This is a genomic window from Pontibacter chinhatensis (assembly GCF_900113285.1).
Lineage (GTDB): Bacteria > Bacteroidota > Bacteroidia > Cytophagales > Hymenobacteraceae > Pontibacter > Pontibacter chinhatensis.
Map to the genome: position 1 here is coordinate 51198 of NZ_FOOT01000009.1, position 12687 is coordinate 63884.

13 protein-coding genes are annotated in these 12687 nt (G+C 51.6%); 7 read left to right on the forward strand and 6 right to left on the reverse strand.

Annotation, left to right across the window (positions count from 1 at the left end):
• The first annotated feature begins 87 nt into the window (after positions 1–87).
• Both BM040_RS19045 and BM040_RS19050 read left to right on the forward strand, forming a co-directional pair.
• A complete protein-coding gene (locus BM040_RS19045) occupies positions 88–2445 on the forward strand; it encodes a TonB-dependent receptor (RefSeq protein ID WP_092104918.1) in 2358 nt (785 codons plus the stop codon).
• A gap of 45 nt (positions 2446–2490) precedes the next feature.
• Complete coding sequence (locus BM040_RS19050) at positions 2491–3489, forward strand: DUF4249 domain-containing protein (RefSeq protein WP_245756305.1); 999 nt, start codon at positions 2491–2493, stop codon at positions 3487–3489.
• Positions 3490–3492: 3 nt separating this feature from the next.
• Here BM040_RS19050 and BM040_RS19055 read toward each other — a convergent pair whose 3' ends face one another.
• From BM040_RS19055 to BM040_RS19080, 6 genes are all read right to left on the reverse strand, one after another.
• The gene (locus BM040_RS19055; protein WP_092104922.1) at positions 3493–4209 is read right to left on the reverse strand and encodes an SAM-dependent methyltransferase; all 717 of its coding nucleotides are present in this window, start codon (positions 4207–4209) and stop codon (positions 3493–3495) included.
• 222 nt (positions 4210–4431) lie between these two features.
• On the reverse strand, positions 4432–5202 hold the full coding sequence (locus BM040_RS19060; protein ID WP_092104924.1) for an alpha/beta fold hydrolase: 771 nt from the start codon (positions 5200–5202) through the stop codon (positions 4432–4434).
• Between the two features lie 49 nt (positions 5203–5251).
• Entirely contained in the window at positions 5252–5902 is a 651-nt protein-coding gene (locus BM040_RS19065) for a hypothetical protein (protein ID WP_092104926.1), read from the reverse strand.
• 10 nt (positions 5903–5912) lie between these two features.
• Positions 5913–6965 carry a selenide, water dikinase SelD gene (gene selD / locus BM040_RS19070; protein WP_092104929.1) on the reverse strand — a complete coding sequence of 351 codons (1053 nt, stop codon included), beginning with the start codon at positions 6963–6965 and terminating at the stop codon, positions 5913–5915.
• A gap of 2 nt (positions 6966–6967) precedes the next feature.
• Positions 6968–7996, reverse strand: coding sequence for a tRNA 2-selenouridine(34) synthase MnmH (gene mnmH / locus BM040_RS19075; protein ID WP_092104930.1), 1029 nt, complete (start codon positions 7994–7996; stop codon positions 6968–6970).
• Complete coding sequence (locus tag BM040_RS19080; protein ID WP_092104932.1) at positions 7997–8710, reverse strand: pyridoxine 5'-phosphate synthase; 714 nt, start codon at positions 8708–8710, stop codon at positions 7997–7999. It abuts the gene before it with no gap.
• A 162-nt stretch (positions 8711–8872) separates the two neighbouring features.
• Between BM040_RS19080 and BM040_RS19085 the strand changes: the two genes are divergently transcribed.
• The 5 genes from BM040_RS19085 (at position 8873) to BM040_RS19105 (ending at position 12680) form a co-directional block, all read left to right on the forward strand.
• On the forward strand, positions 8873–9334 hold the full coding sequence (locus tag BM040_RS19085) for a GatB/YqeY domain-containing protein (protein WP_092104934.1): 462 nt from the start codon (positions 8873–8875) through the stop codon (positions 9332–9334).
• Positions 9335–9470: 136 nt separating this feature from the next.
• Complete coding sequence (locus BM040_RS19090) at positions 9471–9983, forward strand: CvpA family protein (protein WP_245756302.1); 513 nt, start codon at positions 9471–9473, stop codon at positions 9981–9983.
• Between the two features lie 172 nt (positions 9984–10155).
• Positions 10156–10728 (forward strand): anthranilate synthase component II, encoded by a 573-nt coding sequence (locus tag BM040_RS19095; protein ID WP_092104937.1) that lies wholly within the window; start codon positions 10156–10158, stop codon positions 10726–10728.
• Positions 10729–11244: 516 nt separating this feature from the next.
• On the forward strand, positions 11245–12018 hold the full coding sequence (locus tag BM040_RS19100) for an alpha/beta fold hydrolase (protein WP_092104939.1): 774 nt from the start codon (positions 11245–11247) through the stop codon (positions 12016–12018).
• Positions 12015–12680: a CBS domain-containing protein gene (locus BM040_RS19105; RefSeq protein WP_092104941.1), complete on the forward strand. Its 666-nt coding sequence runs from the start codon at positions 12015–12017 to the stop codon at positions 12678–12680. Before BM040_RS19100 ends, BM040_RS19105 begins: the two co-directional genes overlap by 4 nt.
• Positions 12681–12687: the final 7 nt, after the last annotated feature.

Consider the following 12687-nt stretch of genomic DNA (forward strand, 5'->3'; position numbering starts at 1 on the left):
AGCGTCAAGAATAATTATATATCTGCCCAGTATTGTCTTCGAAATTTTATATATTTAGGATAGACGATATAAAAATAAGTCTATCCTATGTTAATCAGGATTTTCAAACTCCTTGTAATAGGGCTGCTGCTGATGCAAGCCGTACAGGCACAACAAGCCGAAGATAAGCAGTACAGGTTATCCGGCGTCGTGACGAATGCGGCTGGCGAACGACTGGAAGGAGCCTTTATCGTGATTAGGCCCGGTGACAAGGGTGTTCTGACAAACAAGCAGGGGCGCTTTACTACCCGGCTGTCCAATGGCACCTATGAGCTTACGTGCCAGTATATCGGGATGGCCCCACTTAAGGAAACCATCGTGCTGGATAATAATAAGGAGGTTGTGCTTAAGCTGGGAGAGCAGAAAGTTAGCCTGAACCAGGTAGAAATTACCACTAACTCCATCATCGATATCAACTCCGTGCAGATGGGGAGCAGCTTCATGGATCAGGAGCTGCTGACGCGGATGCCGAAACTGCTCGGTGAGGCCGATGTGATAAGAGCCGTGTCGGCGATGCCGGGCGTAGTAAACGCAGGAGAGGGAACAGCCGGATTTTATGTGCGCGGCGGAAGCTCTGACCAGAACCTGGTGCTGATGGATGGTGCCCCACTTTTCAACGCCAATCACTTGTTTGGCTTCTATTCGGTTTATAACCCTGACATCTTAAAAAGCTTTACCCTGCACCGGAGTGGAATATCTGCTGCCTACGGGGGGCGCATTTCTTCTATTCTGGATGTGAGCCTCCGGGATGGCAACACAGAAAAAATGGAGTATGAGGCAGGTATAACGCCTATCACCGCAAAACTAAGTATAGATGGGCCTCTATCGGATAAAGTAACGGTGCTTGCGGCCTTCCGTGGCGCTTACCCTAACTACCTGATGAAGCTTTTCCAGAGTGAGAATGTGAAGAACAGCTCAGGCTTTTTCTATGATGGCAACCTGAAGCTGAAGTACCAGCTAAACGAAAAGAACAGCCTCACCTTCTCCGGCTACCACAGCGCTGATGGCTTTAAGTTTCCCTATGATACTACCTATAGCTGGACCAACACGCTTGGCTCGCTAAAGTGGACCCATCTGTTTCATAATGATTTTACGGGCTCTGTCACACTGGTGAAGAGCGTTTACCATAACACAGTAGAAGGCATTGCTACAGGCGAAGAGTTTAAGCTGAACTCAGGTATAGACCTGTCGCAGGTAAAGCTAAACCTGGGCTATTTTGGCCTGCAAAACCATCAGATTGATTTTGGTGGAGAGGCATCAGCGTATGCCATACAGCCGGGCGATCTGGTGCCGTACGGTACGTCTAGCCTTAACCGGCGTACTTTGAGAGAAGACAAAGGCTATGAGGCTGCGGCATACATTAATGATGAGATAAAAGTCAATGATAAGCTTACCTTCTCGCTAGGGCTGCGCTATTCTCACTTCACGAAAGTAGGGCCTTCTGAAATTTACCGCTACTGGGAAGGCAGGCCAAAAAACGACAAGTACATTCTGGATACTTTGTTTATAAGTGCAGGCAGTGTGGTGCAGACCTACCAGGGGCTGGAGCCCCGTGCTTCTCTTAAATACTCACTTACAGAAAATGCTTCCTTGAAAACCGGTATTAGCCGCACCAGGCAGTACATTCAGCTAATCTCTAACACTGCCGCCATCACGCCGGTGGATGTTTGGAAGCTATCGAACAGGGACATCAAACCACAGGTGGCTGATCAGGTCTCCTTAGGTTATTTTTACTTGCAGCCGGACAACGTATATGAGTTTAGCTGGGAGGTATACTATAGGAAGCTGTACAACCAGATAGATTACAAGGATGGTGCTGTGTTGCTGCTGAACCCTAACCTTGATGCGGATTTACTGTTCGGGGAAGGCCATGCCTACGGATCGGAGTGGCTGGTAAAAAAGAACCAGGGGCGCTTAACCGGCTGGCTAAGCATGACGTATTCCCGAGCCTTAAGAAGAATAAAAGGGCCAACCAGAGAAGAAACAATCAACGACGGGAAGCTTTACCCCTCTAATTACGACAAGCCTGTCAACCTGAACATCTTTGCCAATTACAAGGCCTGGCTCAACTGGAACGTGTCCGCGAACTTTACCTACAGTACCGGCAGGCCCATAACCGGGGCAGACTCCTGGTACAGGTACCATGACCAGATATTTGCGAACTATGTAGGCCGTAACCAGGCGCGCATGCCGGATTACCATAGGCTGGATCTCTCTTTCAACCGCGAGCCAATCGTCAGGGAAAGGGCAACTTATACCTGGGGCATCTCTGTCTATAATTTGTATGGCAGAAAGAATGCCTACTCCACCCTGTACCAGCACTACTACGGTGCCCCTGCTGGTGCATATAAACTCTCTGTGATAGGCATGCCTATCCCTTCTATAAATTTCAATGTTAAATTTTAACCTGATATGCTGAGAGTAACACTCTTGTTTGCGCTTCTGCTCCTGATGTCGGGATGTATTGATCCCATCAATATAAAGGATAAAGACCAGCAAAGGCATTTGGTAATTGAGGGTAGCTTTACAAATGACCCGGAGCATAATTATGTGCGGCTGTCATACGCTAAACCATATAACAACACTTATATGGAGTACGATACAGCGGCTTTTGTATACGTTAGTAGCATGGATGGAACCACTAGGTATGTATTTGCATACGATACGGCTACCTCGCGCTATTACCCGATTGATGGCTCCGCTGCATACGGGGAACCGGGCAAAGCATATATGCTTCATGTTAGTATCGGCGATTCTGTTTACCAATCTCCGTGGATAACTATGCCGAGGCCTATTCCTGTGGACAAGTTGCACCTGGAAATGGATGAGCAACTATACGCCTTTAAAGGGGACCGCGAGAAAACGCGCTTTCCGGGGTATAAAGTGCTGGTCGATTACCAGGACCCGGCAGGGGAGAAGAACTTCCTGAGGTGGTCGTTTTTGGTAAACTATGAGGTGTTCACACAGCCCTGGTACTATATTAATCGATACGGAAAGCCGCAACCCAAGGATTGCTGTGCCAAATGCCTGCTAACAGAAAAGCTGGACAGGTTTAAGGTGGTAGACGACCGTTTGACAGATGGCAACAGAGTTATTAACCAGGAGGTGTTGTTTATTCCTTTTTACCGCTACTTCGGCGTGAAGCATAAGCTGAAAATATACCAATATACTGTAACGGAGGAGGCTTATGAGTTTTACCGCATTATGGAGCAGCAGAAGGAAGCCACCGGTACTGTGTTCGATCCTCCTCCGGCACGCGTAGTGGGCAATATGTATAACCCAAATAATGAGCATGAGCAGGTGATTGGCTTCTTTGATGTATCATCGGTTACAGCAAAGGAAATCACCGTGCTTCGCAACGAGATAAACCATGGCTTTTTGCCTTACCAGTTCCCCGATGATTGCCTCGAATTGCCAGGATCTACCACAGTGTTTCCGGCAGACTGGTAAGCCCTATTTGTAAATCAAAAACACCGCCGGCTGTTTGTGGATGTCGGGGAGCTTGCCGCGCCACTGGTTTATACTTTTGGTTTGGATGAACTCGTGCTCCGGGGAGGTAATGTTGGCGGCAATGCAAAGTTTGGTGTCGGGGTGCAGGGTGGCAAGCAGGTCTTCGAGCAGCTTGTTGTTGCGGTAGGGCGTTTCCATGAAAATCTGCGTCTGGTTGCGCTGCTGCATTTCCTTTTCCAGTTGGCGCAGTGCCTGCAGCCTGTCGCGTTTTTCGATGGGCAGGTACCCGTGGAAGCAGAACTGCTGGCCGTTAAAGCCGCTGGCCATTAAACTCAGAAGTATAGCCGAAGGACCGGCAAAGGGCACTACTTTTATACTTTTCTGGTGCGCATACTTCACCACTTCGGCGCCGGGGTCAGCAATGCCGGGGCAGCCTGCTTCTGAAATAATACCGGCATCCATCCCTTGCTCCAGCAGCGGCTTTAAAGAGGACTGTACTTGTGCCGGCGTGGCATCCTTGTCCACCTGCACAAACGTTAGCTGCTCAATCACCAGCTCGGGGCAGATGCTTTTCACGAAGCGGCGGGCCGTGCGCAGGTTCTCCACAATAAAGTAGGTCAGGTGCTGCACCGTGTCCTTTACCTGTGGCGAGATCACCTGGTTCTGCGTATCCTCTGCCAGTATGGTCGGAATTAAGTATAAAGTGCCGGTCTTTTTCATGGTACAAAGGTAAGTACATTGTTGGATTGGTGGATTGTTAAATTGTTTGAGGCTACAAAGTAGAACTGCCACCGCTTTGGGGCAGTGGCAGCTTTTGTCAGGTTTATTAGGATTAGAAGATTAACAGGAGGGCTGGCAAAGTATAGGTATAACTTAGATGCTATACTTTAACCTAATCTTATACTTTATCCTAAACATCCTTAAATCCTGCGAATCCTAGTCCTAGTCAGTGCTCAGAAACCTGGTAACCAGATTGTATACTTCGTCTGGCGCCTCGGCATGCACCCAGTGGCCCACCCCCGGAATAGTTTCTACTTCAACGAGCGTAAAGAGGTGCTCGATATTGCCATAGATGTCTTCCTGCTTGATGTAGCCCGAGCGACCACCTTTTATGAACAGGGCGTTCTTTTTAAAAGGCGTATCAGAGGTGATGGCAGCGGCGATGTGGTCGTAGTTGTTACAGAGAGCATCCAGGTTCATGCGCCAGCCAAAGCTATTGTCCTCTTTGCGGTAGAGGTTTTTCATCAGGAAGAGACGCACGTCCTCCTCTTTTATACTTTGCGCCAGTTGCTTGTCTATCTCGCCCCGGCTGGTAGCCGTACTCAGGTCCACCGACTGCAGGGCATTAAGAATATCGTCGTGGTGCGGCGGGTAGGCCTTGGGGGCGATGTCCACCACAATTAATTTGGTGATGCGGGTAGGGTACTTGAGGGCATACTTCATGGCGACTTTGCCGCCCATGGAGTGGCCCATGATGGCCGGAGTGGGGATGCCTAATTCGTCTACCAGGCGCAGCACATCGTCGGCCATCACGTCGTAGTTGTGCTCCTCGTTGTGGGGCGAGCGGCCGTGGTTGCGCAGGTCTACCAGAAATACGTTGTAGTGTTCCGCCAGGCGCTTGGCCAGGGTAGCCCAGTTGTCCAATGTGCCAAACAGGCCGTGCAGAATCAGCAGCGGCTGGCCGTGGCCCATTTCCTTATAGTGTAGTTTCATTTCGTTGTAGTTAATATAGGTAATGCTTACGAAAGTATAAGTGGTAAGATTAGTCTATAGTTGCTATGGAGCGTCTGGTAATTTGGGTTATAGTTAAAGCTATTAGAATAGCTAGAAGTGCTATGGTTGGCAAAAGTTTTTTTATGCCTGTACTATAAGTATGGAGCGTGTTTTGTAATTGCTCAAAAATAGTTAGTTGTTTAGCAGCAGGCGGCACAACTATAATATCATCACATAAAAGGCATTCAGTGGATATTGGAACTTCCCCCACAACTCGCTTGGGTGGAGAAGGATAAGATACCCAAAGGTTATTCCCATATGGTAGAACATTTCTAATGTCTTCTTTTTTGAAGTAATTTATCAGACCTACAAATGAACCATATGAAGCAGAGTCTTGAAGTATAAATTGAATGCCGTTAAGTGTATCTTCTGAAGTATATAATTTTTTGATAAACTGCTTAGCATTCTCGAGCGCAACTTTATCTTTAGTTATATCGCCTGTAAGTATAACTTGTTTATAATTCCGTTCGGGGAAATGCCAGTGACTACTAAAACTTGGGTTCCAGAAATTAATCTCAATAACTCTTAAATCCAGCTTCTGAATTTCCTTCCTTCCGAAGTAAACCAACAGCAAAGGCAACAGGACCAAACTAATTAGCCCCGGTACATAGTATAACTTCTTATACTTGCCTCTGCTCATAAGTTTATACTTACACTACTCTTATCAACTTCCCGTCCTTCTCCCGCTCTGTTAGCACGCCCAGCGGCTTCAGTTGCAGGTTATACTTCTCGAAAATTGCCAGTACCTCCTCGCGGCCTGCCGGGTCAACAGCCACTAATAGGCCACCGCTGGTTTGTGGGTCGCAGAGCAGGTGCTTTTGGTCTGGGGTGAGCTCGGCTAACTTATGGCCGTAGCTGTCGAAGTTGCGGTGGGTGCCGCCGGGAATGGCTTTCTGCGCCAGGTACTCCAGCGCCTCCGGTATCACCGGCACTTTATCAAAGTATACTTCGGCGCTCAGGTTACTGCCCTCGCACATCTCCGAAAGGTGACCCATCAAACCAAATCCGGTGACGTCGGTCATGGCTTTTACCTGTGGCAGTTGCCCAAGCTCTGCCCCAATCTTGTTGAGCTGCATCATTTGCTGTGGGGCCAGGTGCGCGTGCTCGGGTTTCAGGATGGCTTTTTTCTGGGCCGTAGAAAGTATACCCACGCCCAGCGGTTTGGTTAAGTATAGCTCGCAGCCGGCAGTGGCCGTGTCGTTGCGCTTCAGGTGTTGGATATCTACCATGCCCGTGACGGCTAGTCCGAAGATGGGCTCCGGGCTGTCGATGCTGTGGCCACCGGCTAGCGGAATGCCTGTCTCGTGGCAGATGCTGCGGCTGCCTTCTATGACGCGCTTGGCTACTTCCGGGGCCAGCTTGTCCACGGGCCAACCCAGCACGGCAATGGCCATCATCGGCGTGCCACCCATGGCGTACACATCCGAAATAGCGTTAGCCGAGGCAATCCTTCCGAAATCATAGGCGTCATCCACAATCGGCATGAAAAAGTCGGTGGTGCTGATAACGGCGCGGCCCTGGCCGATGTCATACACGGCGGCATCGTCGCGGGAGCTGTTGCCAACTAATAAGTTTTTCTCCTCCGGGTAGGTGATATCGGTGTGCAGGATGGCGTCGAGCACTTTGGGGGATATTTTGCAGCCGCAGCCAGCGCCATGGCTGTACTGGGTTAGTCTTATACTTTCGGTGGATGTTTCTTCCATGGTTAAAGCAGGTTATGTTGTTTGGCAAAGGCTACCACCTGGGCAGCGTTTTCTTCGGGGGCTATACCGGGCAGCTCCAGCGGCAGCACGTGCTGCTTTTTGGCCAGGTCGAAAGTATAGGCCTTGTCATAATACGTCAGGGCGATTTCCACCATCTTCTCCATATCGCCATCTGAGATGGCGGCCAGGGCCTCTTTCGTAGCCAGGCCTCCCAAACGCTTTTTGATTTTCAGGATAGCGGTGGCAAGTATGGCTTCGTCGGTACGGCAATACTCCTGGGCCAGTTTCTGTACCCGAAGCTTGTGGGGCACCTGCAGCATGATGGTGGGCGCGGCTTGCATCTGGTCGAAGAGCGGTTTGGGCAGCTGTACTTTGCCGATGGTGATGCTTTCATCCTCCAGCCACAGCGGTTGCCGCGCATCCAGCTGCAGCAGCTCCATGCCCAGCAGGTTCTCGAAGTGTTCGGTGGAGGGCTGAAGGGGCATGCCTATACTTCCGAAGGCGGAGCCTTTATGGGCAGCGAGCTTTTCCAGGTCTATACTTTGCTGGCCGTGCCTGTGCAAGTATGGCAGGATATCGGTTTTGCCGCTGCCCGTGTGGCCGCTAAGTATAACCAGCCGGCGGGGCTTCTCGAACTCGGCCTGCACCAACCGGCGAAAAGCTTTGTAGCCCCCCTTCAGCAAGTATACCTCAAACCCGGAAAAACCAAGCAGCCAGGCCATAGCGCCGCTGCGCATCCCGCCACGCCAGCAGTGCACCAGCACCTTTTTGTTTTTCGCCAGCTTCCCGGCCTCCTTCACAAAGCCTGACATGCGCGGACCGAACAAGTCCAAGCCGATGAGTACGGCCGGGTCGTGGCCCTGCTGTTTGTAGGCGGTGCCTACCTTGGCGCGCTGCGCATCGTCAAAAATGGGGAAGGAATGTGCCGCAGGAATATGACCGGCCGCATACTCTTTGGGGGCGCGCACGTCCAGCACAGGCAGCTGTCTGGCCTTCTGTAGAAACTCTTTTATGCCGATGGGGTAGACCATCTACTTAAGCTGGCGGAGGTAGAGCTGTATCGTGTTCTCCAGCCCCAAGTATAACGCGTCGCAAATCAGGGCGTGGCCGATGCTAACTTCCAGCAGGCCCGGCAGCGTGTCGTGCAGGTACTTGAGGTTGTCCAGGTCCAGGTCGTGGCCGGCGTTCAGACCGATGCCGTACTCCTGCGCTTTCAGGGCGGCCTTCAAGTATGGCGCGATTGCCTCCTCGCGGTTTTTGTGGTAGTTAACGGCATAGGCCTCGGTATACAGCTCCACGCGGTCTGTCTCCACCAGGGCAGCGCCCTCGATGATACTTTCCACCGGGTCCACGAAAATAGACGTGCGGATGCCGAGTTCTTTGAGCTCCAGAATCACGTCCGTCAGGAAGTCCTTGTGCTTGAGGGTGTCCCAGCCGGCGTTGGAGGTGATGGCGTCCGGAGCGTCGGGCACGAGCGTAGCCTGGGCAGGTTTTATCTCCTTTACCAATTTCAAAAACTCCGGCGTGGGATTGCCTTCGATGTTGAACTCGGTGGTGACCACCTCCTTCAGGTCGTACACGTCGCGGTAGCGGATGTGGCGCTCGTCGGGGCGTGGGTGCACCGTGATGCCCTGGGCGCCGAAGCGCTCGCAGTCTTTGGCCGCCTGCACTACATTTGGCCTGTCGCCGCCGCGGGCGTTCCGCAGCGTGGCAATTTTGTTTATATTTACACTCAGCTTTGTCATGGCTCTATTTTTCGGACCGCAGCCCTGTTGTTATCATACGAGTTTAGAATGACTAAATTAGTGGAATTTTATGTAAGATGACAGTAGGCGGATATGGCCTTTGGAGCTGATAGCCACGTAAGCAATAGCATCTCAATCAGATAAAGTATAAAACCAAAAACTATGACGCTAAAACAACGCATCGATGCTGACATCAAACAGGCAATGCTAGCCAAAGATAAAGCACGCCTGCAGGCACTCAGAGGGATAAAGTCGCTGATTATGCTGGCCGAAACCGAGAAGGGCGGCACCGAGGGCATTGATCAGGCCACTGAGTTAAAGCTGCTGACCAAGGCTGCCAAGCAGCGCCGCGAATCGGCAGAACTATACGCCCAGCAGGGCCGCGCCGACCTGGAGCAGGTAGAAATGGCCGAGCTGGCCGTGATTGAAGAATACCTGCCCAAGCAACTCGACGAGGGCGACCTGCGCATACGCCTGGTAGAGATTATCCAGCGGGTGGGCGCCACCGGTCCCTCCGACCTGGGCAAGGTAATGGGCGTAGCCTCCAAAGAGCTGGCCGGCCAGGCCGACGGACGCGCCATTTCTCAGGCAGTAAGCGACCTGCTGAACAATACCGATTTTTAAAGTATAAATTTGCAGCTGTTGCCGCCATTCTTCCAAGGCTGCAACAGCTGTAGCTTCCGGGTAAAGTATGGGTGGGCTATACTTTGCCCAAATGTATGAAGTGCTGCTACTTCCACCCTTTTTATAGATTATGAGTATGTTTGACATTTTTCTGGCTATTCCGATTGCCTATGGCGCCTTCATGGGTTTCCGGAAGGGCCTGCTGCTGGAGCTGGTGTCGTTGGTGGCGCTGGTGCTGGCTATACTTGGCGGCCTGAAACTGCTGGACACGGCCCTGCCCCTGATGGCCGGTTTTATTGGCGACGCGCATGGGCTCTTGCCCTACGTTACCTTCCTGGTTGTTTTTGTGGGCATCATCCTGCTCATTCACCTGGGCGGCCTGATGCTCAAGAAAGTAGTGGATTTTACCCCCTTCGGGTTATTTGACAATGTGCTGGGCGCGATACTGGGCGGCCTGAAGTGGTGCCTGGCCCTGAGCCTACTGCTCTACGTGTCCGACATGGCCGGTATCAGCGTATCTAAAGACACAGCAGCGGCCTCAATGATTTACCCGGTGGTACTCAAAACCACTCCTTACGCCCTCGACATCCTAAGCTACGTGCTCCCGTTCATCAAAGCCCTCATCACCTCGGTTAGGCAACACTTTTAGGAGTTTAAGAGTTGGGGTGTTAGAGAGTTTAGGAGTTACAGTTGCTTAATACGATATTCATGCTTTGCAGCAGCTCCCGGAATCCATTTGATGGCAATGAGAACAAAGGTTCATGCTTCATCAACTCTTAAACTCTTTAATTCCCAAACTCCCCAACTCCTCAACTCTCCCCATGCTTTTGCTGCTCGATAACTTCGATTCCTTTACGTACAACCTGGTGGATTATTTTGGCCGGTTGGGGGTGGAGGTGCAGGTGGTGCGCAATGACGTGCCGCTACAGGAGCTGCAGCAGCTGCCGGTGAAGGGTGTGGTGCTCTCGCCGGGGCCGGGCGTGCCGCAACAGGCCGGAAGTATGATGGAGGTGATACAGTATTACCATAGCCGTGTGCCGATGCTGGGCATTTGCCTGGGGCACCAGGCGCTGGGAGAGTTCTTCGGGGCTAGGCTGGAGAAGGGGCTGCGGCCCATGCACGGGAAAATCTCAGAAATTACCTGCGAGCCGGATGCTCTTTTTGAGGGACTGCCTCGCACAATGCCGGTGGTGCGTTATCACTCGCTGGTGCTGCGGCAGGTGCCTGAAAGTATAAAACCACTGGCCCATACTGCGGAAGGGGAGTTGATGGCCTTTCGCCACCGGGAGCTGCCGCTGTACGCCCTGCAGTTCCACCCCGAGGCGGCCCTGACCACGTATGGCCTGCAGATGCTCCAAAACTGGCTCCGTATCGTAAAGTTGCTTGGCTCCTGAACCAGTTAAAACTGAAGAAACGCTGAGCCTTTCCGCGTTGACTGAGCCCTTTTCCAGTTGCGGAGAAAGCATTTCATCTATAGTATTTTATAAATTGCCCTCATTTGGGATGCTGGTACCCCTCCGTTTTCGGCGGCACTATTGCCCCGTGCGGATTTGCTGCGGCAGCGGCTAGAAACAGGCGATTTTTTATACTTGCACTCCTGTTGATTAACAAGTGTAACGGCAAAGCATTTTCATGCGATTCTGGCGCGGGAGCAGCATCTGACCGAGGAACGGGCAAAAAAAGGCGCTTTGCTAATCTGCTCTATATGCTTCAAATTTGGGTTAGTATTGTTAATATTGCGCGAACATCGGGCTCTTAGGGCTCAGCCTTTGTTTTTACATGGCAAGCAGGCGAATTTACACTTTTGCGGCACCTGCGGGCTAAGGCAGTTGCGGGTTCCGGTAACCGGTTGCTGCTGTAGAAAGTATAAGCAAAGGCAGCGCACAGGATTTTTATAAGTTTTTCGATTCATGAATTTACAAGTCAAACAAGAAGGAGATTATCAGTATATTGATGAGGGAGAAGGAGAAGTGCTGCTGCTGTTGCACGGGCTTTTCGGGGCACTCAGTAACTGGAACGGCGTTGTAAAACATTTCTCGAAGAACTACCGTGTGGTTATCCCGCTCATGCCGATTTATGAAATGCCACTGCACAAGGCGGGCGTGCCCGGCCTGGTGAACTTTGTGGAAGGTTTCGTGAAGATGAAAAAGCTGCGGGACCTGACGCTGCTCGGCAACTCGCTTGGCGGGCATGTGGGGCTGGTGTACACGCTTGATAACCCGACGATGGTAAAGCGCCTGGTGCTTACCGGCAGCTCGGGCCTGTTCGAGGACTCGATGGGAGGCTCGTTCCCCAAGCGCGGCAACTATGCTTATGTGGAGGAGCGCGTGGGCTATACGTTCTACGACCCCAAAACGGCCACCCGGGAGCTGGTGGATGAGGTGTTCTCCATTACGAACAGCAACGCCAAGTGCCTGCGCATCATTTCCATCGCCAAGTCGGCCCAACGGCATAACATGGCGAAAGATATCACAAACATACAGGTGCCCACGTTGTTAATATGGGGACTGAATGATACTATTACGCCGCCTCTGGTGGCCTACGAATTCAATAGGCTGATTAAGAGCTCCGAGCTATACTTTATTGATAAGTGCGGACACGCGCCAATGATGGAACATCCGGAGAAGTTTAACAGTATCTTAGAGAAATATTTAGAGAGAACCCCCATAGCCTCACCTGTATGATTGCCGAAGAACTCATCAACCAAATGATACCGCCGCTAAAGCTCTACGACACCGTGGAGAAGGCTTTGCGTTGGATGGATGAGTTCCGCGTAAACGAGTTGCCCGTGGTGAGCAACCGCAAGTATATGGGGCTGGCCACCGAGCTTAGCCTTATTGAACTGCCCGACCGCACGCAGCCGCTCAAAGACCTAGAGCTGCAATATAAAGATGTGCACGTGCAGGGACCGCAGCACTTTTACGATGTGATGGAGGCCGCCATCAAAAATAAAATACAAGTAGTGGCCGTGCTGGACGACGAGCAGGACTACATGGGCGTGATCACGATCAACGATACCTTGGCGGCTTTCGGGCAGATGTCGGCGCTGCAAGGCTCGGGAAGTATACTGGTGCTCTCCATGCCCGAGCGCGATTACTCGCTGGCCCAGATCAGCCGCCTGATAGAGGAGGAGAACGTGAAGATCCTCAGCGCCTACGTGTCGCCGGACGAGCTGGACCCTTACAAAATCAAGCTCACGCTCAAGCTCAACACCAACGACCTGAGCCGTATCATTGCCACCCTGGAGCGCTTTGAGTACCGCATTACCGCCCAATTTAACGACAACACCGAATACGACGTGGGCCGCGACCGGCTCGACATGCTCTTTAAATACCTCGATATTTAATGCTGGC

Coding starts and splice junctions, on each gene's coding strand:
- BM040_RS19105 (WP_092104941.1), top strand. CDS start 12,015: ATGATTGCCGAAGAACTCATCAACCAAATGATACCGCCGCTAAAGCTC.
- BM040_RS19085 (WP_092104934.1), top strand. CDS start 8,873: ATGACGCTAAAACAACGCATCGATGCTGACATCAAACAGGCAATGCTA.
- BM040_RS19090 (WP_245756302.1), top strand. CDS start 9,471: ATGTTTGACATTTTTCTGGCTATTCCGATTGCCTATGGCGCCTTCATG.
- selD (WP_092104929.1), bottom strand. CDS start 6,965: ATGGAAGAAACATCCACCGAAAGTATAAGACTAACCCAGTACAGCCAT.
- BM040_RS19065 (WP_092104926.1), bottom strand. CDS start 5,902: ATGAGCAGAGGCAAGTATAAGAAGTTATACTATGTACCGGGGCTAATT.
- mnmH (WP_092104930.1), bottom strand. CDS start 7,996: ATGGTCTACCCCATCGGCATAAAAGAGTTTCTACAGAAGGCCAGACAG.
- BM040_RS19050 (WP_245756305.1), top strand. CDS start 2,491: ATGTCGGGATGTATTGATCCCATCAATATAAAGGATAAAGACCAGCAA.
- BM040_RS19100 (WP_092104939.1), top strand. CDS start 11,245: ATGAATTTACAAGTCAAACAAGAAGGAGATTATCAGTATATTGATGAG.
- BM040_RS19060 (WP_092104924.1), bottom strand. CDS start 5,202: ATGAAACTACACTATAAGGAAATGGGCCACGGCCAGCCGCTGCTGATT.
- BM040_RS19080 (WP_092104932.1), bottom strand. CDS start 8,710: ATGACAAAGCTGAGTGTAAATATAAACAAAATTGCCACGCTGCGGAAC.
- BM040_RS19095 (WP_092104937.1), top strand. CDS start 10,156: ATGCTTTTGCTGCTCGATAACTTCGATTCCTTTACGTACAACCTGGTG.
- BM040_RS19045 (WP_092104918.1), top strand. CDS start 88: ATGTTAATCAGGATTTTCAAACTCCTTGTAATAGGGCTGCTGCTGATG.
- BM040_RS19055 (WP_092104922.1), bottom strand. CDS start 4,209: ATGAAAAAGACCGGCACTTTATACTTAATTCCGACCATACTGGCAGAG.